Here is a 20,478-nt window from a genome sequence, read left to right on the forward strand (position 1 = left end):
ACGGTGTCACCCATTCCTGCCCCCCCAACACCGCCGTCTGACGCCGCCCCCAGCCTCCACCCGCCACTGAGCCTGCTGCTGGTGCAGTGCGCCAGTGCCGTGCAGGCGGTGCGCGAAGGCCAATCCCTGACCGACTGGCTGTCGCGCTGCCCGGCGCCGCTGCGCCCGGCCGTGCAAAGCCTGAGCTTCGAAGCCCTGCGCCGCCTGGGCGCCACGCTGGCCGTGCGCACGCGCCTGGCGCCCAAAACGCCCGCACCGCGCGTGGACAACCTGCTGCTGAGCGCACTGGCCCTGCTGTGGCCGCAAAGCCAACCGGCCTATGCCGCGCACACGGTGGTGAACCAGGCCGTTGAAGCCGCACGCCAGCACGCTCCCAAGGCAGCGCCTTTCGTCAATGCGGTGCTGCGGCGCTTCATGCGCGAGCACAAGGTGCTGCTGCCCTCGGTGCTGGAGCAGCCCGTGGCGCGCTACAACCACCCCGCGTGGTGGATCGACAAGCTGCAGAGCGACTGGGGTGCGCTCGCCCCGGCCTTGCTGCAAGCCAACAATGCGCGCGCGCCCATGAGCTTGCGCGTCAACGCCCGCCAGTCCAGCGCTGCGCACTACCTCGCCCAGCTCAACGAGGTCGGCCTGTCGGCCCGCCCGCTCAACGCCGAACTGCTGCCCCACGCCCTGCTGCTGGAGCAGCCCTCGCCCGTGCAGGCGCTGCCGGGCTTTGCGCAAGGTGCAACCTCGGTGCAAGACGCGGCGGCCCAGCTGGCCGCACCGCTGCTGCTGGGTCAGCTGCGGCCGCAGCAGGCCCAGCATTGGCCCATCCTTGGTGCGGGTGCTCGCGTGCTGGACGCCTGCGCCGCGCCTGGCGGCAAAACCGCCCATCTGCAAGAGCTGGCGGACAACGGCCTGGCCTTGCTGGCACTCGACGCCGACGCGCAGCGCCTGCAACGCGTGCAAGACAACCTCCAGCGCCTGCAGCTGCAGGCCCAGGTCAAAGCCGCCGATGCGCGTGATGTGCAGAGCTGGTGGGACGGTCAAGCCTTTGACGCCATCTTGCTCGACGCGCCGTGCAGCGCCTCGGGCATCGTGCGCCGCCACCCCGATGTGCGCTGGCTGCGCCGCGCCAGCGACATCAGCGCCCTGGCACGCGTGCAGAGCGAACTGCTGGAGGCCTTGTGGCCGCTGCTCAAACCGGGCGGGCGCTTGGTCTACGCCACCTGCTCGGTCTTCAAGGCCGAGGGCCAAGACCAAATCGACGCGTTTTTGCAACGACACGCCGATGCCTCCATGCATGATGTGCCAGGTGCCACGGGTCATTTACTCCCTCTGGATGAGAATGATCCTCTGGCTCCTGCGGCCCTGGACGGCTTCTTCTACGCCTTGCTGACCAAGTCCGCCTGACCCCCGTGGCCTCGGCATACCGAGGCCTATTGCCCCGGCCTCAATGCAGCAGACACCGACCGCCCACGCCCGCTCAGTTTTCGGCTCCGCAGCGCGCCGCCTGCTGGGCATGGTGCGCGGCTGCTGGCTGGCCCTGGTGCTGCTGCTCGTGGTGCCGGGCGGGGTTTGGGCCCAGGCGCCCAGCATCCAACTCCAACACCTCAGCACCGAACGCAGCGAGGATGGCCTGCGCCTGAGCTTCAGCACCCGCTTTGAGCTCTCCAAGCCCGTTGAGGACGCCCTGCACAAAGGCGTGCCCGTGTACTTCAGCGCCGAGGCGCGGCTGCGCAAATCGCGCTGGTATTGGCGCGACGCGCGCATCACCGAGTCCAGCCGCAGCTGGCGTCTGAGCTGGCAGCCGTTGACACGCCAGTACCGCGTGTCCACCGGCGGTCTGCACCAAAGCTATGAGTCTCTGCCCGAGGCCCTGGCCTCGCTGCGCGGGGCTTCGGGCTGGCGCATTGCCGAGGCCAAAGATCTCGACGACGCCTCCGGCTACTACCTGGAATTCAGCTACCGGCTGGACACCTCACAGCTGCCCAAGCCGCTGCAGATTGGACTGGTGCAGGGCTGGGACCTGGCGCTTGAACACAAGCAGCCCGTCAACGTGGACAGCCCAGCGCGCACCAGCCCGTGAAACCTCGCATGAGTCGCATTGCCCGCTGGGCCTGGTTGACGGCCCTGCTGGCGGCCTGCAGTGCCAGTGGCCTGCTGGCGTTTTTGCTCTCCGTCAGCACCTCCGCGCAGCGCGGGTTTTTCGAACGCCACTACGTCTGGCTGTTCTGGGCCAACGTGGCCATGGCCACCGTGCTGCTGGCCGTCATCGTCGGCACGGGCGTGCAGCTGCTGCTGCGCGTGCGGCGCGGGCGCTTTGGCAGCCGCTTGCTGCTCAAGCTCGCAGCCATTTTTGCCATGGTGGGCCTGGTGCCTGGCGTGCTCACCTACGCGGTGTCCTACCAGTTCGTCAACCGCAGCATCGAGAACTGGTTTGACCAGCGCCTGGCCGGCGCCCTGGATGCCGGCCTGAACCTGGGCCGCAGCACGCTCGATGGCCTGGTGGCCGACCTGGGCGCGCGCACGCGCAGCACCGCCGAGCGCTGGACCGATATGCAGTCCACCGCCCTGGGCCTGGAGCGCGTGCGCGAGCAGCTCTCGGCACAGAGCGTGGCGCTGCTGGGTGCCAATGGCCAGGTGCTGGTCAATGTCACCGGCGACACCAGCACCTTGCTGCCCGAGCGCCCGCGCCCCAGCTTGCTGCGCCAGGCCCATGCCAGCGGCTTGGTGGCGCAGCTCGAAGGCCTGGACGACGAAGCGACCGCCCTGCAAGGCCAGGCGCGGGTGCGCGCCATTGCGCTGCTGCCCACCCTCAACCTGCAGCTCACCGGCGGCGACCGCTACCTCATGGTGGTGCGCCAGCTGCCCAGCCAGGTGGTGGCCAACGCCCTGGCCGTGCAGGCCGCCAACGCCGAGTACCAACAGCGCGCCCTGGAGCGCGACGGCCTGCGCCGCATGGTGCTGGGCACCCTCACGCTGGTGCTGGTGCTGTCGGTGTTTGCCGCCGTGCTGCTGGCCGTGGCCCTGGGCCGCCAGCTGGCCCAGCCCCTGCTGCTGCTGGCCGAAGGCGTGCGCCAGGTGGCCCAAGGCGACCTGCGCGCCAAGCCTGTGTTCGCCTCGCGCGACGAGCTCGGCGGCCTGACGCGTTCTTTTGCCGACATGACCCAGCAGCTGGCCGATGCGCGTGCCCTGGTCCAGCGCAGCGTCAGCGAGCTCGAAAGCGCGCACACGCATTTGCAGACCATTCTGGACAACCTCACCGCTGGCGTGATCGTGTTTGACGCGCAGCGCCGCATCGCCACCGTCAACCCCGGCACCACGCGCATCCTGCGCTCGCCCATGTCGGCCTACACCGGGCGCCTGCTCGAAGAGGTGCCCGGCCTGAGCCACTTGGCCCAGCACATCTGGCAGCGCTTTGACCAGCAACCCGACGAACCCGGCGCGCGCGACCACTGGCAAGACGCCCTCGAACACCCACTCGACCCGCAGCACACGCTCACGCTGCTGATGCGTGGCGCCACGCTGCCGCACGACGCGCGACTCATCGTCTTTGACGACATCAGCGAGGTCGTCTCCGCCCAGCGCTCGGCCGCCTGGGCCGAAGTGGCGCGGCGCCTGGCGCATGAAATCAAAAACCCGCTCACGCCCATCCAGCTCTCGGCCGAGCGGCTGCAGCACAAGCTCGCCGACAAGCTCGAAGGCACCGACCAGGCCATGCTCATCCGTGCCGTGGGCACCATCGTCAACCAGGTCCAGGCGATGAAGCAGCTGGTCAACGAATTCCGCGACTACGCCCGCCTGCCCGCGGTGCAGCTGCAAGCGCTGGACCTCAACGCGCTGATCTCCGAAGTCCTCGCCCTCTACGCGCAGGAGCAGGAACAAGGGCGCCTGCGCTGCGTTCTGGCAAGCACCCTGCCCGCCATCCTGGGCGATGCCACACAGCTGCGCCAAGTCATTCACAACCTCGTGCAAAACGCGCTGGACGCGGTGGCCGAACGCCCCGATGGCCATGTGTTGCTGAGCACCGAAGCACGCCATGCCCCCGATGGCCGCGCACTGGGCGTGCGCCTGCTGCTGAACGACAACGGGCCAGGCTTCGCCCAGCAAGTGCTGCAGCGTGCCTTCGAGCCCTACGTCACCACCAAGGTCAAAGGCACGGGCCTGGGTTTGGCCGTGGTCAAAAAGATCTGCGATGAACACGGTGCCCGTATCCGGCTGAGCAACTTATCGAATGAGGATCAACCCGAATCCGTGTCGATAGGCGCACAAGTTTCGATATCATTTTCAAAACTCGCGCCTGTCCAGAGCCCCATACAGGAGCCGTCCCAGTCCGCGTGAACCCTAGGCATACATGGCAACCATTCTTGTTGTTGACGACGAATTGGGCATCCGCGCCCTGCTGTCCGAAATCCTCTCCGACGAGGGGCACACGGTGGACCTCGCTGAAAACGCTCAGCAAGCCCGTGCATACCGTGATCGCTCCCGGCCCGACTTGGTCCTGCTCGACATCTGGATGCCCGACGTCGACGGCGTCACCTTGCTCAAAGAGTGGGGCGGCAACGGGCAACTCACCATGCCCGTCATCATGATGAGCGGCCACGGCACCATAGACACCGCCGTGGAAGCCACCAAGTTCGGTGCCATGGCTTTTCTGGAAAAACCCATCACGCTGCAAAAGCTGCTGCGTGCCGTGGAGCAAGCGCTGGTCAAGACCGCGCCCCGGCCCGTGCCGCCCGCCTCGCCCGCCATGACCATGCACAACTACATGCGCATGGACCCCATCGGCATGGGCGGCGTCAGCAGCAACCTGGGCCACATCAACGGCGGCATGGGTGGCGGCATGAACATGCACCACCCCGTGGTGGCCTCCAATATGGGCAGCAACCTGCCCCTGCAGCCCACGCTGTCCTCCGAACAACTCTTCGAACTGGACCGCCCCCTGCGCGAAGCCCGCGACGCCTTCGAGAAGAGCTACTTCGAGTTCCACCTGGCCAAGGAAAACGGCTCCATGACCCGCGTGGCCGAAAAAACCGGCCTGGAGCGCACCCACCTCTACCGAAAGCTCAAACAACTGGGCGTCGATCTTTCAAGAAATAAGCGCAACAGCGGAATTTAGTGTTATAGTCTCGGTCTTCGCTGATCTGCAGACACAGAGACAGCAGCGAAAAAGGCCAAGTAGCTCAGTTGGTAGAGCAGCGGATTGAAAATCCGCGTGTCGGTGGTTCGATTCCGCCCTTGGCCACCAGAATTCATCAGTGCTCACAAGCACTTAGCAAAAGCCCCGCACAGCTCAACTGTTCGGGGCTTTTCTACATCGGCCAGGCATCTGACGTGCCTCCTCCAGCACGCAGCGCAGAGGCGTTAGCGCGAAGGCGCTGGTTTCATCATGCTTGGGGTTCTCGGAACATCTGGCGCAGTTCGCGTTTGAGCACCTTGCCGACAGGATTGCGCGGTAGCGAGTCGAGCACCATCAGCCGCTCCGGCAGCTTGAAGGGCGCCACCTTCTTTTCCTCGCGCAGGAAAGTGGCCAGGCTCTCCAGTGTCAGGCTGCTGCCGGGCTTGGGGGCCACGCAGGCGCACAAGACCTCGCCCAGCTCGGCATGCGGCACGCCGACGATGGCAACTTCCTGGATGTCGGCATGGGTGGCAAGCAGACCCTCTACCTCCTCCGCCGAGATCTTCATGCCGCCGCGCACGACCAAGTCCTTGAGGCGGCCGACGAAACGCAGGTGCTGCCGGGTGCTCGCGATCTCGAACAGATCGCCGGTGCGGAAATAGCCTTGCTCGTCGAAGGCCCTGGCATTGAGCTCGGGCCCTGCCGCATAGTAGCCAGAGAAGACCGTGGGGCCGGCAATGCGCAGTTCACCAACCTCGCCAGGCTCGGTGATCTCGCGCTCGTCGCCCACGGCCACCAAGCGGGTTCTGACGAGGTTGTTGATGCCCGTGACCCAGGGGCCGCGGTCCGGAGCGCCTGGGCGCGGGAACAAGGTGGCGCGCTCGTGGCTGTCCGGAATGTCGGCCTCGCTGCCGCACAGGCCGGCACCTTCGTTCGAGCCAAAGTAGTTCTGGATCTCCACGCCATAGCGCTGGCGGTAGGTGTCGATCATCCAGGGCGACAGAGGCGCCGAGCCCGAGCCGATGCGCGACAGGCGCTTGAAATCGATGCCCTCCAGCAGCGCCTCCTGCTGCAGCAGCCGGGTCAGGATGGTCGGCGGGGCCAGCGTGTAGTCGACGCGCTCTTCGCGCAATTGCTGCAGAAAGACCATCAGGTCGAAGGGATGGTGCAGGATCAAGGTCATGCCCTTGAGCAGCCAGCCCACAAAGCCGCCGCTCAAGCCACCCATGTTGACGAGCGGGAAGGGGTTGAGGAAGCGCTTGCCCGGCGCCATGCCTGCTGCGTCGACTGTGCCTTTGGACTGCCAGTACCACTCATTGCTGCTGCGGGGCACGCCCTTGGGTCGCGACTCGGTTCCGGAGGTCCAGCAGATCGTCACAACGTCATTGGCCGAGAGCCCGATGGCCGCAGCCTGGACGCGCATGGCGGCGTATTCCTCGGCGCTGACATCCTGCGCCTCCAGAGAGACGGCTGCGGCGGGCAGCTCGACGCCAAAGGCCAGCAGTTGCTTCACATCGGGCAGCGCGGCCATCATCGCCGCGTGGCCGTGCTTGCTGATGCGTGCGGCGGTGATCACCGTGCTTGCATTGCAGACCTGCAGGGCATGCGACACCTCATGCTCCCGATAGACGGCCGGCAGCGGCGAAATCACCACGCCCAGCCGATGGCAGGCCAGATAGGTGGCAACCTGGGCCGAGCAGTTGGGGAGTTGAACCACGACGATATCGTCACGACGCAGGCCAGCGCGGTGCAGCAAAGCGGCGAGGCGCTCCACCTCGGCGAACAGCAGGCGCCAGCTGAGCCGGCGCGGCGCCATGTCGGCAATGGCGGCGAGATTGGGCGGATCGACGACCGCTTCGTCTTCGGGCATGCGCTCGACGTTGGCGATGAACATGTCCCACAAGGTGCGATTACTCCAGTGACCGGCACCGACCATCTCTGCGATGCGCTCTGAGGGGCAAAGAATCATTGGGGCACTCCTTCGACGACGAAGCTCAGGACGGTGGCGCAGGAGCCCCCGATGTTGAGGGTTTGGAGGCGGCGCGCGCCTTCGATCTGATTGGCCCCGGCCGTGCCGCTGACCTGGCGCGCCGAATCCAGCAGCATGCGTGCGCCGGTGGCGCCCACGGGATGGCCGCAGCCGATCAGGCCTCCGCTCATGTTCACCGGGCAGCGGCCGTGACACTCGATGCTGCCGTCCTCGATGGCCTGCCAGCTCTGTCCGGGCGGGGTCAGGCCGAAGTGGTCGATGGCCATGTATTCGGTCATCGTGAAACAGTCGTGCGTTTCGATGCCGTCCACAGCGTCGATGCTGCCGATGCCGGCGCGACGCCAGGCGTCCCTGATGGCTTGGTGCACATGGGGGAAGACCAGGGGCTCGCCAGCGCTGCGCTCGAGCTTGTCCTTCAGGCGCAGCGCCACATTGCGATGGCCCCAGCCGGTGATGCGCGGCAGCGCCTCCAGCCGCCGACCGAGGCGGCGGGCATGGGCGGCGGCGAAGTCGGGGGAGGCCAGGAGCAGCGAGCAGGCGCCATCGGTGATCTGGCCACAGTCCTGGCGGCGCGTGCCGGGCTCGATCAGCGGGTTGGCGGCGGCGTCGTCAGTAAAGCTCTGCTCACTAAACTTCCAGCGGCGCGTCTGCGCCAGCGGGTTCAGGCGCGCATGCGCATAGTTGAGTTCGGCAATGCGGTTGAGGTAGCGGCGGTCCAGTCCGTAGCGGCGCTCGTACGCTTCGGCCAACAGTCCGAAGGCGGCGGGCCACATGAATCGGCAATCGATGTCTTCGCGTCCCTGCCAGGAGGCCGAGTTCTGGTTCTGCGCGGCCTGATCGCCTTCGAGGTTCTTGAGTTCCTCGGCGCCGACGACGAGCACACAGTCGTAACGGCCGGCTTCGATCTCGGCCATGGCCGCGGCCACCGCCAGGGATGCCGAGGCACAGGCGCCCTCGTGGCGCATGGCGGGCACGCCCCAGAGTTCGGGCACGACTTGCGCCACCATGGAACCCAGATGCGCCTGCTGGCGCTGCAACTCGCCGAAGGCATTGCCGACGTGGATGCTCTGCACCTGCCCGGCATCAAGGCTTGCATCGGCCAGCGCGCCCTGCACGCTCTCACGCATCATGTCGGACAGGTCTTGCCCCTGGCGTGACCAGACCTTGGCGAAATCGCTCTGGTGGCCGCCCAGGATGTAGGTGGGGCGAGTCATGGCTTGCGGCTCCATCCGTCGATGCGCGCCGCAGCAATCCAGCAGCCGTGGAAACCGGTCGGGATATGGCGCGGGATCAGCACCTGCGCCACCGGCCCCTTCGAGAGGTCGCGGGCGTCGAAGACTTCCAGCGTCTGACGCTTGAGGCCTTGATGCCAGTGAAAGGCGATCACATAGCCATCGTCTTCGGCCTGAGCCTGGTCGGCGGCAGCGAACCAGGGTTCGGAATACCAGCTGTGCTCGGGGCTCTCGCTCCAGGCGGAGAGAACCGCGCCGGTGTCGAGGTCGTACTTGCGCAGGCCGGTCCATTGCAACACGCGGTCTTCACGCTGGTCGCAAAGGTAGCCAAAGCGGGTGCGGCGCCCGGTGAGAGCCGCGTTGTAGCCGGGGAACTCGACATTGCGTTCGGGGTCCAGCGGCGCCTCCTGGGTTTGGCCGGTGCGCAGGTTCATGGACCAGCGCCACAGCCGCGCACGCTGCACCAGTTCGGCCACATTGCGTGCGGTGCGCACGGGGTCGATGCTGCCGTCGGCATGCAGCGCGGGCATGTAGCGGCAGCCGACCATGACGATCCAGTCGCCGTCCTCCCAGGCATTGACCGTGTGATACAGAAAGCAGGGCGTGAAGTCGAACCAGCGGATCGAATCACCTGCGCCCAGGCGGGGAATCACGCCCAAGCGCGTCTTCATCTCCGGGTGGAATTCGATCTTGTGGCGGCCGAGCTTGAGTGCCTCAGGGTTGTGGAACAGCGGCAGGTCGTGAAGGATGGAGTAGTGCTGCGTGACCGCCATGTCGTGTGGCAGGCGGGGGCCGGGCAAATCGATGGGGACGTAGTGCTTGAGCGCGCCGTCGGCACCGATGACGCCGTAGTGCATATACGGTGCTTCGAGGCCATAGTCGAAGAACATCAGCTCGCCGCTGATCTCATCCACCTTGCAGTGGGCCGAAATGCCACCGCCGCTGGCGCGAACCGCTGCGCTGCGCCCGGTGGTTTCCAGCGTGACAGGATCGAATTCCCAGGCTTCGCCCGACATGTACCAGAGCGCCAGGGCCTTGCCAGCGTGACCGACCAGGTCGGTGTTGCCGCTGTCCTTCAGTCGCTTGTCATCGCGACCCTTGAGGGTCTCGCGAATGCCCCAAAAGCGCGCCTCACCAGCAGCCTGTTCTTCGACGAAGGCATCGGTGCGCAGCCAGCGATTCCGATAGGTGAGGCGGCCATCGCGGAACTGCGCTGCGTGGATCATGCCGTCGCCGTCGAAGGCGTGGTATCGGCCCTGGGGTTCATGGCGCGGGTTAGGGCCGGTGCGCATATAGACCCCGTTGAGGTCCGTCGGAATGCGGCCGGACAACAGCGGCAGTTCGCTGCTCTCGGACTCGTCAAAAACCGGCGCAAAGGGGCCGATCAGCATGGGGCCATGATCGGTGCCAAAGGGCGCGAAGTCGTCAACGGCGGGAGGGGGCTTGAGGCTCATGGGGGGCTCCTGGTGTTCACGCAGCGGCCGGGCGGCGCGACTGCACGATGCGAAAGCGGCTGGTGACAAAGTTGGGCTCGGTCAGGCTGGCGTTGCCTGCCGGGTTGAGGCCGGTCACGTGGTAGTCGCTGTAGGCGGCTGCAAAGTTCAGCGGCATGGGGCCGATGAGATTGACAGTCAGTTGAGCGCCAGCTCGCGCGTAGGCGGCCTCGGCGGCAGCGATAAAGGCTTCGTCTTCGCTGTAGAGAAAGGCGGTCAGACCGCCGAACTCGCGCGTGTCGGTCGTGGCCTGCGCCAGTGCGTCGGCCGCGTCTTCACAGGCAATGACAAAGCCGATGGGGCCGAAACGTTCTTGCCCGTAGAGCGCGCGGTGTCGGGTGTCGGTGCGGATCAGCAAGGGCGTGCGGGTGCGCGCCGCCGGATAGGCCGGATGCGGGTAGGCGTGCGAGCCCAGCAGGACCTCGCCGACCTCGGCACCCCGCGCCTCGAGTTCATCCAGCAGGGCCACGGTCTGCGGCGCCTGGATGGCCGCCAGAATCATGGCGGCCCTGCGCGGCTCGGTGGCAATGGCCTGGACGGCTGCGGCCAGGCGGCGTGCGACCTCGTCGAAAGAAACCAGCCCGCTGGGCGTGCGCACGCCTTGGCGCGGCACGTAGAAGTTCTGCGGGCTCGTGCACATCTGGCCGCTGAACATGCACAGGGTGGTGGCCAGGGCACGCAGTGCGGCATCGAGATCGGCCGCCGATTCCAGCACCACGGTATTGCAGCCCGAGGTTTCGGTGAAGACGATGGCCGGGTGTGCGTTCTTCTCCACCCAGACGCCGAACTGGGCGCTGCCGGTGAAGTCGACGATGCGGGTCGCGGGATGCTGGACCAGCACCTTGCCCAGCGGCTCGGCCGTGCTGTCCAGCGCCAGCGTGACCAGATTGGGGTCGAAGCCCGCCTCGGTGAGCACGCGGCGCAGCAGGCGCACGCTCAGCGCCATCGGCAGCACGGCCGCCGGGTGGGGCTTGACGATGACCGGATTACCCGTCGCCAGGCTGGCCAGCATCGATGGCCAGGCGTTCCAGGTTGGGAAGCTCGCGCAGGAGAAGCACACGGCCACACCGCGCGGAACGACCCGGTAGCGCTTGTCCAGGACCACGTTGGCGCTGCCGAAACGGCGTGCCCAGCGGGCCTGGACCGGCACGGCGCGCATGGCGTCCTCGGCGTGCACCAGGGCTTCAATCGCCCGATCCAGCGCGTTGACGCCGGAGCCCGCATAGGCCATGTTGGCGCTCTGGCCCGAGGTGTGCTGGACCGCCAGCGCGATCTCGAACAAGGCCTCCCGGTAGAGTCGGTCAACGGCCTCCATCAGCACGCCGATACGCGTCTCGATGCCCGCCTCGGCCCAGGCCGGCAGTGCCGCCTCGGCAGCGGCGAACAGAGCGTCCGGATCGGCACGCGGGTAGCGTATGCCCAGCGGCGCCTGGGTGTAGGGCGAGACCTCTTCGCCGAGTTCGCCCACCGTGCCAGGTTGCTCGAGGGCAAAGGGCCGTCCCAGCTGGGCCTCGAATCGCTCACGGGCGGCCGACTGGGCCTGCTCGGCATCGGGATAGTCCGCTGCGGTGTCAGGGAATGGGCTCCAGTGCCCCCGCTCGCGGCAGGCCTGGCGCGCCCGCTCCAGCAGGGCCTGGTGTTTCGCAAAGAAATTCATGCGGTCGCCCTCCTCCAGCGCAGGCGATGCTGGCGCGGACTGGCTTGGCCCGGCACGGCTTCGCTGGCCGACAGCGTGAGCACGCCGTCGGCGCTGATATGCACATGCCGCTGCTGCTGGCTGCCGACGAAGTTCGGATTCAAGGCCTGTTGGACCTCATGCACAACCCGCAGCGAGGCGCCAGCACCCTCCAGCCGATAGCGGCCCGCATAGTGGAAGTGGCTCTCGAAAGCGCCCAGCCGCTGCGCCACCGGGGCCTGGCGCACGCTTGCGCCCTCCAGCGGTGCGCGGTCGGCACGGGAAATGGCAGCACTCATATAGCCGTCGCTGCTGTAGACGATGAGCCCGGTGGCCCCTTCGCCGAAGGGGTGCACGGGTGGGCGCCCATCACCGTAGTCGATTTCCCAGGCGAGCAACGTCCAGCTGCCCAGCAAGGGGTTGTCGTCTGGATTCACCGGGCCAGCCCCGGGCGTGCAGCGGCTCAAGTGGGTGCGCGCTGCATGGAACTCCTGCTCGATGCGGTCCACGACGGCACCGACCGGCTCGACGGCGTGGATGGCGCCCACACCCTGGCCAGCGGCCCAGAGCTGCGCCCAGCGCTTGGCCGGGTTCTCCAGGCTGTTGTAGTTGCGCGTGGGCGCGGGCGACGAAACATCGTCCGGGTCGATGCCGTTGGCCAGCAGCGAAGGCCTGAGCCAGCTGGCGGGTGTGCCGGTGATGGCCGCGCTGACGACCAGGTCCTCCAAAGTGCTGTCGACCAGCATCTGCTTGTAGGCCTGCTGCGCCATGCTTTCGCGGGTCGCGACGAAGCGGGTGCCCATGTAGACGTAGTCGGCGCCGCAGGCCAGGGCGCCAGCCAGCCCCCAGCCATCGCTGATGCCGCCGCCGAGCACGATGGTGCCATCGAAGAACTCGCGAACAGCGCTCACAAAGGCGAAGGGGCTGATGCTGCCGGTGTGGCCGCCCGCACCGCTGCAGATGCAGGCCAGGCCGTCCACGCCCGCCTCAACGGCTTTGCGGGCCAGGGTGGGCGATGTGACGTCAGCAAACACCAGCCCGCCGTAGGAGTGCACCACTTCGACCGCGGGCTTGGGACTGCCCAAGGCGGTGACGACGACGGGTGGGCGGTATTTCTGGACCAGCTTCAGGTCCTCGGGCAGGCGCGCATTGCTGCGGTGCGTGACGAGGTTGGCGCACCAGGCCCCCAAGGTGTCGGCGGGCTGTTCGTCGCGCAGCTGGGCCAGCCCCTGCGTGATCTGGCGCATCCAGTCCTCGAGTTGCTCGGGCGTGCGGGTGTTGGGCGTCGGGAAGGCGCCAACGATGCCAGCGCGGCATGCGGCAAGCACCAGCTCCGGCCCGGAGACCAGGAACATGGGGGCCGCGAACACGGGCAGGCGTGGAGCGAGAGCGTTGGTTTTCATGCTCGTTCAAAGCCGCTCGACAACCATCGCCGCGCCAACGCCCATGGCGCCGGAACACACCACGAGCCCCAGACGGCCGTCGGTGGCATCCAGGGTGTCGAGCAAGGTGGAAAGAAGAATGGCGCCGGACGCGCCCATCGGATGGCCCAGGGCCAGATGGCCGCCGTTGCTGTTGACCCGTTGGGGATCGACGTCGCAGTCGCGCAGGAACTTGGCCATGGCCACGGCAAAGGCCTCCATGAATTCGATGCAGTCCATGTCGGCCAGCCTCAGGCCAGCGCGGGCCAGTGCACGCTGCATGGCGGCAAAGCCCGCCGTGAGCGACGCGGCCGGATCGGCGCCGCATTCGGCGTAGGCCAGGATGCGCGCGCGCGCTCGGCCCGCGCCCGCCAAGTCTGCCGAGCCCACCAGCGCCAGACCCGCGCCATCGCACATCGGGGGAGCGTGCGAGAGCGTGTGGCTGGCCACGAATGTTTCGCCGTCCAGCGCGGCGGCGTATTCGGTCGCGAGACCGCCGAAGGCTGGTTTGAGCGCAGCGAGAAGCTCGGCCGAGGTCTTCGGCCGCGGACATTCGTCCTGCGTTAACGCGCCGCAGGCGATGCGCGAACCCTGCCGCAGCGGATCGAGCTGGGCGGCGGCGGCCCGCTGCTGCGACTGCAGGGCCACGGCGTCCAGCGCCTCACGGGCAATGCCCTCCCGCGCAGCAAGCCGATCAGCCGCCAGGGCTACCGGCACAAAGCGGTTGCGCGGTGCGAAGCTGCTGTCGGCGTAGTAGCTTGCGCCGTCTGCCATAAAGCCCACCTGGGACATCATCTCCACGCCACCGGCCAGCGCCGCATTCAGCTGCCCGGCGCCCACCATGGCCGCCGCATATCCGATGGCAGCAAGCCCGGAGGCGCAGTAGTTGTTGAGGGTGGTGGCGCTGCATGCATCGGGCAGGCCCAGGTGCAGCTTGCTGGCCAGGGCGATGTGCCCGCCCTGGCTGCCGACTTGGCCCACGCAGCCCAGCAGCAGAGCCTCGGGCTCGGCGTCATGGCCGCGGTCGCGCAGGGCGCCCTGCAGGCGTGCCAGCAGGGCCTGCGGGGTGAGTGCAGCCAAGCCGCCGTCGGGCTTGGCCTTGCCGCGCGGGGTGCGCAGGGCGTCGTACAGGTAGACAGCGTTTTGCTTCACTTGAGCCTCCACGGCATGGAAACACCGCAGGTCTGCGGCGAGCCGAGGCCAGTCTAGTGAGGGCCCCATTGCGGACGCAGCGTGAGTTCCGATATGCTGAATTGAGTTTCGATATGCTGACAAGTGCATAAGGAAAACACCAACCTCCAGCGCTATCTGCGCAATGAGCCGCATCGGGTTCCGCTTGGCTATGAGGAGTACGCGGGGGATAAGCAGTTCGCCACGACACTGGCCCGCGGCATTGAGCTGATCCGCTGCTTCAGTGCGGATGAAACCGTGTTGTCGAACGCCGAACTCGCCGAACGCACCGGCCTGGCGCGGCCCACCGTCTCTCGCCTCACCTACACCCTGGTGTTGCTGGGCTATCTCAAACCGAGCGCCAAGTACGGCAAGTACCAACTCGGCTCCGCCCTGCTTTCAGCCACGTATCCGCTGATGGCATCCATCAGCCTGCGTCACCAGGCACGTACCGCGATGGAGATGCTGGCCGATGAGACCGGGGGTCAGGTGTCCATGGGCATCCGCGATCGTCTGAACATCGTGCTTGTCGAGACAAGCCGAAGCCGGCGGCGGGCACGCGGCCAGCTCCAGGGGCCCATGGCCGATACCGGCCTCTCCCTGCCGATCGCAGGCACGGCCATTGGCCGGGCCTGGCTGGCTGGCTGCGATGAAGCCACCCGAGCCGCGGTGCTCAACGAGATCCGCGTCAAAACCGCCAGCGACTGGGCACAGTTCGAGCGGCCCATCGGCCTGGCACTGAAGGACTGTGCCCGCGACGGGTTCTGTGTCATTGAGGGTGATCTGCTGCACGACATCCACGCGGTGGGCGTTCCGTATGGCCGCACCGCAGAAGGCGAGCTGGTTGCCTTCAATTGCGCATTTCAGGGCCCTTTGCCGCCAAGCTCGCAGGGCAAGAGCTGGCTGCGCGATGTCGTGGGGCTGAAGCTGCTCAACATGGTGCGGCTGCTGCGCGAAGGCCGGCATGCCTGAGCGAGAAGCGATGCCGCCCAGGCTCAGGCTCTCCCATCACCTCGCCATGAAACGCTGCGCAGCCTGCCAGCCCAGCTCGGCCATGGGACCCGCCTTGGCGCCGGTGGCCACAGCGTCCAGCGCCGTTGCGCTACCGTCAGCAGCGCGCTGAGCGACGCCATGCAGGATGGCGGCCATGCGAAACAGGTTGTAGGCGATGTAGTAGTCCCAATGCCCTTGCGCATCCCGGCCCGTGGCGGCGCCGTACCAGGCCAGGTATTGGGACTCTTCGGGGATGCCGAGTGCCGCCAGATCGAGGCCGCCGATGCCACGCCACAGGGCCGGTGGAATGCGCCAGGCCATGCACTGATAGGCCAGGTCGGCCATCGGATGTCCCAAGGTCGACAGTTCCCAATCCAGGACGCCGATGATGCGCGGCTCGGTGGGGTGAAAGAGCAGGTTGTCCAAGCGATAGTCGCCGTGGACCAGGGTGGTCTCATCATCCGCGGGCAGATGCTCCGGCAACCACGCCATCAGACGGTGCATGGCATCGTTCATCGGCACCGTGGAGGCAAGGCATTGCTGCGACCAGCGGCGGATCTGCCTGCCCACATAGTTGCCTTCGCGTCCATAGTCGCTCAGGCCCAGGGCACGATAGTCCACGCCGTGCAGGGCGGTGATCACGCGGTTCATCTCGCGGTAGATGGCCTGGCGCTCGGCGCTGGTCATGCCAGGCAGGGACTGGTCCACCAGGACGCGCCCGTTGAGAAACTCCATCACATAAAACGGCGTGCCCAGCAGCGCGTCGCTGTCGCAGTAATGGAGCATGCGCGGCACGGGCACATCCGAGTCCGCCAGCGCCTTTTGCACGCGGTATTCGCGATCAACAGCATGCGCTGAGGCGATCAGCGTGCCAGGCGGCTTCTTGCGCAGCACATAGTCGCGACGGCCTGAACCCTCGCCGGTGGAGATGCGGTAGGTGGGGTTGGACTGGCCGCCGGCGAGCATGCTGCTCGTCAGCGGTCCTGGCCCAGCCAGCCCCAGTGCGCGCAGGTACTCGCCCAGCGCTTCTACCGGCAAGGTGTATTTGGCGCCACTCATAGCGAACTGACCAGGTGCGCGCCATCAACGGCAATGCTGGCGCCAGACATCGCCGAGCCCGCCTCGGAGGCCAGCAGCAGCAGGGGTCCGTCCAGATCCGCCAATTCGGCGAAGCGGCGCGTGGGAATGCGCGCGCGCAGCTTGTCGCCCGCGGGGCTGCTGAGGAAGTCGCGGTTCATGTCGGTGACGACATAGCCCGGCAAGAGCGCGTTGACGCGAATGCCATGGCGCGCGAGCTCCAGCGCCAGGGCCTTGGTGGCCTGCACGACACCGGCCTTGGAGATGGCGTAAGGCGCCACCCCGCCCGCCACGCGCTCACCCAGGATGGAGGCCACGTTGACGATGGCGCCGCCGCGGCCCGCCGCCACCATGCGCCGCGCCGCCTCGGTGGCTACCAGCCAATTGCCCTTGAGGTTGGTGTCAAGGACTTGGTCGAAGTCGGCCTCGGTCTGCTCCAGTGCAGGCCGCGTCACCGTCACCCCGGCGTTGTTGATCACCACGTCCGGCGTGCCCCATGCGCACAGGGCGTCAAAGCAGGCGCGCACGCTGGCGCTGTCGGTCACATCGAGCTCAAAGGCCCGCGCTTGGCCTCCCTGTGCCGCTATGGCGTCGACCAAGCCCTGCAATTTGTCGGTGCGGCGGGCTGCCACCGCCACGCGGGCGCCCGCGGTGGAGAGCAGTTGGGCAAAGTGCATGCCCAGGCCGCTGGAGGCGCCGGTCACCAGAACGAGCTGGCCCTTCAGACTGAATCGGTCCCTGGTATTGCTCATGCTGCCGCCCCTTCAGTCTGGAGAGAAACCTCGGCCGCTTCGGCCATGTGGGCCAGCTTGCGCGCGAGGCTCCAGCGATGAACCTCGTTAGGGCCGTCGTAGATGCGAAAGGCGCGCAGGTCCGTGAAGATGCGCATCACGGGCGTCTCGCCCGTCACACCCTGCCCGCCCAACATCTGCACGCTGCGGTCCACCACGCGCCACTGGGCCTCGGAGCACACGACCTTGGCCCGGCTTGACTCGAAATTGCACTTCTGGCCCTGGTCCAGCAGCCAGGCCGTGTGCCAGATGTGCAGGCGCGCGGTCTGCAGGTCCATGTCGTTGTCGGCCACCATAAAGCCCACGCCTTCGTGCTCGATCAGCGACTTGCCAAAGGCACGGCGCTTGCGGACGTAGGCAAGCGCCGTGTCGTGCGCGCGGCGAGCCTGCCCCAGCCAGCGCATGCAGTGGGTGAGGCGCGCAGGCGCCAGACGCACCTGCGCGTAGCGAAAGCCCTGGCCCACTTCGCCCAACACATCGGCCGCAGGCACGCGCAGGCCTTCAAAGCGCAGCACCCCGTGACCGCCCGTGAAGCAACAGTCCATGGCGTCCATATTGCGATCCAGCACAATGCCAGGTCGGTCCATGTCGGACAGAAACATCGTGGCCGACCCGTCCGCCATGCGGGCCATGATGATCACGTAGTCAGCGCCATCGGCGCCGGTGATGAACCACTTCACCCCGTTGATCAGATAGTCGTCGCCGTCACGCACAGCGGTGCAGCTCAGCATCGAGGGATCAGCGCCCGCCCCCGGTGCCGGCTCCGTCATGGCAAAGCAGGACCGGGTGAGCCCTTGAATCTGGGGCCGCAGCCAGCGCTCCTTCTGCGCAGCTGTGGCGACCTCCTCCATCAAGTGAATATTGCCCTCGTCAGGCGCATGAATATTCAGGGCCGTAGGACCCAGCCATGAGTAGCCGGCCTCTTCGAAGACGACCGCTTTTTCCACATGCGTGAGCCCCAATCCGCCCATGGCGCGCGAAGCATGGGGCGTGAGCAGGCCCGCGGCGCGGGCCCGCGACACCAGCTCGCGGCGCAAGTCCTCGCTGGGCCCATGCTCGCTCTGGCGCTCGTCCTTTTCCAGCGGTATCACCTGCTCGGCGATGAACTGCCGGGTCTTATCGCGCAGCGCGCACAGCTCTGGAGACAGAGAAAAGTCCATAGGGTGATCCTGACGAGGCCGGATTGTTGAACTTGATTGTTCAACAATATTGTATGCATACGTTCCATACAATTGCCAGCACGACCGCTCTCCTGCAACTCACCAACTCTGCGATCCATGCCCGCCAATGACACCAAGGCCAGCGCCTCCAGCACCGTCTTTTACGGCGTCATGAATGGCCTGGCCGAGCAGAAGCTCGTGCCTGGGCAGCGGCTCATCGAGGTCGACCTGGCGGAGCAATACCAGGTCAGTCGCAACTCCGTGCGCGAAGCTTTGCAGCAGCTGGCGGCGCAAGGCGTTGTCGAGATCCTGCGCAACAAGGGCGCCGCAATTCGCTCCCTGACGCTGCACGAAACGCTGGAAGTTCTCGACGTGGCTGAGCGCATGACCGGTCTGCTGGCCAGGAGCGCAGCACTGGGCATTGCAGCCGGAAGAACGGGCGACCCGATCCGCGAGGCACTCGCAAAGCTCGAACAGACCAGTTCTGCCCAGGACCTTCATGCATTCGCTCGAGCCAGGCGTGGCCTGTACCGGGCATTGCTGCAGACCAGCGGCAGCTCGGAGCTGCAGCGCCTGTTTCCGTCGATTCAAATGCCCATCGTCTACGCCCAGCACCGCCCCTCGGCCCTCCAAGAGGTCCGCATGCGCGACTACCGGCTCATCTGCGAGGCTGTCCTGCGCGGCCATGCACAGGACGCGGACAACGCGGGCATGGCCCACGTGCGCCATGTGCGCGAGGCCATCGTTCGCGAGATATCAAATCTCCACGGAGACACCGAACCCTAGGTGTAGGTCGTCTGGTTGGTGCTGAGCGGCAATTTGATTTGACCGGCCCCACCCACACGCAAAGGTGGAGCTGTCGCGACTGTGATTCATAGCGCAACAGTCTCTGCCGCGCACATGTCCTGCGTCAGTACCGCTGCCCTCGATCCACCCTGTGCATCAGCGCTTGCCCGGTGCGCAGGGCTCGCACATTGGCGGCGACGACTTGAGCGGCGCTGCGGGGGTCGGTTTGTGCGGCGGTGTGGGGCAGCACGGTGACGCGGGGGTGGCGCCAGAAGGCGTGTGATTGAGGCAGGGGCTCGGTCTGGAAGACGTCCAGCACCGCGTGGTGGATGTGGCCGCGGTCCAGTGCGGCCAGCAGCGCGGCCTCGTCCACATGGGCGCCGCGCGCCAGGTTCACCAGGGTGCTGCCTGCGCGGCATTGCGCCAGTCGCTCGGCGTTGAAGAAGTGCTGCGTGGCAGGGGTCAGGGGCAGCAGGTTGACGAGGGTGTCGGCCTCGGCCAGGGCCTGAAGCAGGGCCTCGTCGCCCTGCACTTGGGCCACGCCCGCGACACCGTGGGGGCGTCGGCTGTAGCCGGCCACGCGGTAGTCTTGCGCGCGCAATTGCGTGGCCAGGGCCGCGCCGAGTTCGCCCATGCCCAACACCAGCACTCGCCACTCGTCGGCGCGCCGCTGCGGGGGCTGGCGCCACTGCTGCTGGGCCTGCTGGTTTTGCACCTGGAAGAAATGCCTGTGCAGCCCCAGCACGGCCCACAGCCCGGTTTGCACCATGGCCGCAGTCATGACGGGGTCGACCATGCGGCACAGCGGCACCGCGCTGGGCAGGGTGTCGTCTTGCAGCAGGCGGTCCACCCCGGCCCACAGTGATTGGATGAGCTGCAGACGCGGCAGCTGTCGCAAGACCCCCGGCGCCGGGTTGGCCACCACGGCCACCTCCACGACCTGCGCCTGCTCGGCGGTGTGCGGCGCCTGCAGCAGCCATTCCTCGTCGGGCAGCACCGCTTGCAGCGCGTGCAGCCAGCGGGCCTGTTCGGCACGGCCCGGCTCGGTGTCCAGCGCCCAGGCGCCTGTCAGCAAAATCGCCATCAGCGGTCCCGGTCTTCCAGGGCGTCACACAGCGCGCTCAGGCCAGCGCGCACGGTGGCTTGGCGCACGGCGTGCCGGTCGCCCGCAAACACTTCCTTCCACACGTGCACGGGCTTGCCGGCATGCACCAGGGCCAGCCAAACGGTGCCCACGGGCTTGTCGTCGCTCCCGCCACTGGGCCCAGCAACGCCGGTCACGGCCAAGGCCCAGTCGATGGGCGCGTGGGCCAGCAGGCCCTTGGCCATGTGTGCAGCCACTTCGCCGCTGACGGCGCCATGCAATGAAATCAAGGGCGCGGGCACACCCAGCAGCTCGGTCTTGGCTTGGTTGCTGTAGCTCACCACGCCGCGCTCAAACCACTGCGAGGAACCGCCCAAGCTGGTGCAGGCCGCGGCGATCAAGCCGCCCGTGCAGCTCTCCGCCACCCCCATGCGCTCGCGACGCTGAATCAGCGCCAGGGCGATGCGTTCAATCAATTCGGAGTCGTCAGGTCTCAGCATGC

Annotated in this window: 16 protein-coding genes, 1 tRNA gene and 2 pseudogenes; 8 read left to right on the forward strand and 11 right to left on the reverse strand. The window is 67.0% G+C overall.

What is annotated here, in order from left to right:
- Positions 1–3: 3 nt before the first annotated feature.
- The 6 genes and pseudogenes from rsmB to ACG0Z6_RS04700 all read left to right on the forward strand — a co-directional run bounded on the left by rsmB (position 4) and on the right by ACG0Z6_RS04700 (position 5,233).
- Positions 4–1,395, forward strand: a complete 1,392-nt coding sequence (gene rsmB / locus ACG0Z6_RS04675) for a 16S rRNA (cytosine(967)-C(5))-methyltransferase RsmB (protein WP_394458955.1) — start codon at positions 4–6, stop codon at positions 1,393–1,395.
- A gap of 43 nt (positions 1,396–1,438) precedes the next feature.
- Complete coding sequence (locus ACG0Z6_RS04680) at positions 1,439–2,071, forward strand: DUF4390 domain-containing protein (RefSeq protein ID WP_394458957.1); 633 nt, start codon at positions 1,439–1,441, stop codon at positions 2,069–2,071.
- An 8-nt stretch (positions 2,072–2,079) separates the two neighbouring features.
- Entirely contained in the window at positions 2,080–4,326 is a 2,247-nt protein-coding gene (locus tag ACG0Z6_RS04685; RefSeq protein WP_394458959.1) for a sensor histidine kinase, read from the forward strand.
- Positions 4,327–4,339: 13 nt separating this feature from the next.
- Positions 4,340–4,621: pseudogene (locus tag ACG0Z6_RS04690) on the forward strand (response regulator); the annotation flags it as partial.
- Between the two features lie 297 nt (positions 4,622–4,918).
- A pseudogene (locus tag ACG0Z6_RS04695) lies at positions 4,919–5,104 on the forward strand (helix-turn-helix domain-containing protein); the annotation flags it as partial.
- 53 nt (positions 5,105–5,157) lie between these two features.
- A tRNA-Phe gene (locus ACG0Z6_RS04700) sits at positions 5,158–5,233 on the forward strand.
- Between the two features lie 139 nt (positions 5,234–5,372).
- Here ACG0Z6_RS04700 and ACG0Z6_RS04705 read toward each other — a convergent pair.
- From ACG0Z6_RS04705 to ACG0Z6_RS04730, 6 genes are read right to left on the reverse strand one after another with little or no spacing between them, the layout of a single operon-like run.
- A complete protein-coding gene (locus ACG0Z6_RS04705) occupies positions 5,373–7,073 on the reverse strand; it encodes a class I adenylate-forming enzyme family protein (RefSeq protein ID WP_394458962.1) in 1,701 nt (566 codons plus the stop codon).
- On the reverse strand, positions 7,070–8,308 hold the full coding sequence (locus tag ACG0Z6_RS04710; RefSeq protein WP_394458964.1) for an acetyl-CoA acetyltransferase: 1,239 nt from the start codon (positions 8,306–8,308) through the stop codon (positions 7,070–7,072). The genes ACG0Z6_RS04705 and ACG0Z6_RS04710 overlap by 4 nt, the downstream gene beginning before the upstream one ends.
- Positions 8,305–9,780, reverse strand: coding sequence for a carotenoid oxygenase family protein (locus ACG0Z6_RS04715; RefSeq protein ID WP_394458966.1), 1,476 nt, complete (start codon positions 9,778–9,780; stop codon positions 8,305–8,307). The genes ACG0Z6_RS04710 and ACG0Z6_RS04715 overlap by 4 nt, the downstream gene beginning before the upstream one ends.
- 16 nt (positions 9,781–9,796) lie before the next feature.
- Positions 9,797–11,476, reverse strand: a complete 1,680-nt coding sequence (gene paaN / locus ACG0Z6_RS04720) for a phenylacetic acid degradation protein PaaN (RefSeq protein ID WP_394458968.1) — start codon at positions 11,474–11,476, stop codon at positions 9,797–9,799.
- Complete coding sequence (locus ACG0Z6_RS04725) at positions 11,473–12,897, reverse strand: lipocalin-like domain-containing protein (RefSeq protein WP_394458970.1); 1,425 nt, start codon at positions 12,895–12,897, stop codon at positions 11,473–11,475. The genes paaN and ACG0Z6_RS04725 overlap by 4 nt, the downstream gene beginning before the upstream one ends.
- Before the next feature lie 6 nt (positions 12,898–12,903).
- On the reverse strand, positions 12,904–14,067 hold the full coding sequence (locus ACG0Z6_RS04730) for a thiolase family protein (protein ID WP_394458972.1): 1,164 nt from the start codon (positions 14,065–14,067) through the stop codon (positions 12,904–12,906).
- A gap of 123 nt (positions 14,068–14,190) precedes the next feature.
- On the opposite strand from ACG0Z6_RS04730, the gene ACG0Z6_RS04735 reads away from it, so the two are divergent.
- Positions 14,191–15,057: an IclR family transcriptional regulator gene (locus tag ACG0Z6_RS04735; RefSeq protein ID WP_394458974.1), complete on the forward strand. Its 867-nt coding sequence runs from the start codon at positions 14,191–14,193 to the stop codon at positions 15,055–15,057.
- A 36-nt stretch (positions 15,058–15,093) separates the two neighbouring features.
- On the opposite strand, the gene ACG0Z6_RS04740 is transcribed toward ACG0Z6_RS04735, so the two are convergent.
- The 3 genes from ACG0Z6_RS04740 to ACG0Z6_RS04750 are packed head-to-tail and all read right to left on the reverse strand — an operon-like array spanning position 15,094 to position 18,106.
- Positions 15,094–16,137: a phosphotransferase gene (locus ACG0Z6_RS04740; RefSeq protein ID WP_394458976.1), complete on the reverse strand. Its 1,044-nt coding sequence runs from the start codon at positions 16,135–16,137 to the stop codon at positions 15,094–15,096.
- Positions 16,134–16,907 (reverse strand): SDR family NAD(P)-dependent oxidoreductase, encoded by a 774-nt coding sequence (locus ACG0Z6_RS04745; protein WP_394458978.1) that lies wholly within the window; start codon positions 16,905–16,907, stop codon positions 16,134–16,136. Before ACG0Z6_RS04745 ends, ACG0Z6_RS04740 begins: the two co-directional genes overlap by 4 nt.
- The gene (locus ACG0Z6_RS04750; RefSeq protein WP_394458980.1) at positions 16,904–18,106 is read right to left on the reverse strand and encodes an acyl-CoA dehydrogenase family protein; all 1,203 of its coding nucleotides are present in this window, start codon (positions 18,104–18,106) and stop codon (positions 16,904–16,906) included. The genes ACG0Z6_RS04745 and ACG0Z6_RS04750 overlap by 4 nt, the downstream gene beginning before the upstream one ends.
- Before the next feature lie 117 nt (positions 18,107–18,223).
- Between ACG0Z6_RS04750 and ACG0Z6_RS04755 the strand changes: the two genes are divergently transcribed.
- Entirely contained in the window at positions 18,224–18,892 is a 669-nt protein-coding gene (locus ACG0Z6_RS04755) for a GntR family transcriptional regulator (protein WP_394458982.1), read from the forward strand.
- A gap of 124 nt (positions 18,893–19,016) precedes the next feature.
- Here the strand turns inward: ACG0Z6_RS04755 and ACG0Z6_RS04760 are convergent, their stop codons facing one another.
- Positions 19,017–19,976 carry a 2-hydroxyacid dehydrogenase gene (locus ACG0Z6_RS04760; RefSeq protein WP_394458984.1) on the reverse strand — a complete coding sequence of 320 codons (960 nt, stop codon included), beginning with the start codon at positions 19,974–19,976 and terminating at the stop codon, positions 19,017–19,019.
- The gene (locus ACG0Z6_RS04765; protein WP_394458986.1) at positions 19,976–20,476 is read right to left on the reverse strand and encodes a CinA family protein; all 501 of its coding nucleotides are present in this window, start codon (positions 20,474–20,476) and stop codon (positions 19,976–19,978) included. Before ACG0Z6_RS04765 ends, ACG0Z6_RS04760 begins: the two co-directional genes overlap by 1 nt.
- Positions 20,477–20,478: the final 2 nt, after the last annotated feature.

Source organism: Roseateles rivi (assembly GCF_043555845.1).
Lineage (GTDB): Bacteria > Pseudomonadota > Gammaproteobacteria > Burkholderiales > Burkholderiaceae_C > Roseateles > Roseateles rivi.

Excerpts from the sequence above, each read along its gene's own strand:
- ACG0Z6_RS04680 (WP_394458957.1), top strand. The coding sequence starts at position 1,439 with ATGCAGCAGACACCGACCGCCCACGCCCGCTCAGTTTTCGGCTCCGCA.
- ACG0Z6_RS04685 (WP_394458959.1), top strand. The coding sequence starts at position 2,080 with ATGAGTCGCATTGCCCGCTGGGCCTGGTTGACGGCCCTGCTGGCGGCC.
- ACG0Z6_RS04705 (WP_394458962.1), bottom strand. The coding sequence starts at position 7,073 with ATGATTCTTTGCCCCTCAGAGCGCATCGCAGAGATGGTCGGTGCCGGT.
- ACG0Z6_RS04710 (WP_394458964.1), bottom strand. The coding sequence starts at position 8,308 with ATGACTCGCCCCACCTACATCCTGGGCGGCCACCAGAGCGATTTCGCC.
- ACG0Z6_RS04715 (WP_394458966.1), bottom strand. The coding sequence starts at position 9,780 with ATGAGCCTCAAGCCCCCTCCCGCCGTTGACGACTTCGCGCCCTTTGGC.
- paaN (WP_394458968.1), bottom strand. The coding sequence starts at position 11,476 with ATGAATTTCTTTGCGAAACACCAGGCCCTGCTGGAGCGGGCGCGCCAG.
- ACG0Z6_RS04725 (WP_394458970.1), bottom strand. The coding sequence starts at position 12,897 with ATGAAAACCAACGCTCTCGCTCCACGCCTGCCCGTGTTCGCGGCCCCC.
- ACG0Z6_RS04740 (WP_394458976.1), bottom strand. The coding sequence starts at position 16,137 with ATGAGTGGCGCCAAATACACCTTGCCGGTAGAAGCGCTGGGCGAGTAC.
- ACG0Z6_RS04745 (WP_394458978.1), bottom strand. The coding sequence starts at position 16,907 with ATGAGCAATACCAGGGACCGATTCAGTCTGAAGGGCCAGCTCGTTCTG.
- ACG0Z6_RS04750 (WP_394458980.1), bottom strand. The coding sequence starts at position 18,106 with ATGGACTTTTCTCTGTCTCCAGAGCTGTGCGCGCTGCGCGATAAGACC.
- ACG0Z6_RS04755 (WP_394458982.1), top strand. The coding sequence starts at position 18,224 with ATGCCCGCCAATGACACCAAGGCCAGCGCCTCCAGCACCGTCTTTTAC.
- ACG0Z6_RS04760 (WP_394458984.1), bottom strand. The coding sequence starts at position 19,976 with ATGGCGATTTTGCTGACAGGCGCCTGGGCGCTGGACACCGAGCCGGGC.
- ACG0Z6_RS04765 (WP_394458986.1), bottom strand. The coding sequence starts at position 20,476 with ATGCTGAGACCTGACGACTCCGAATTGATTGAACGCATCGCCCTGGCG.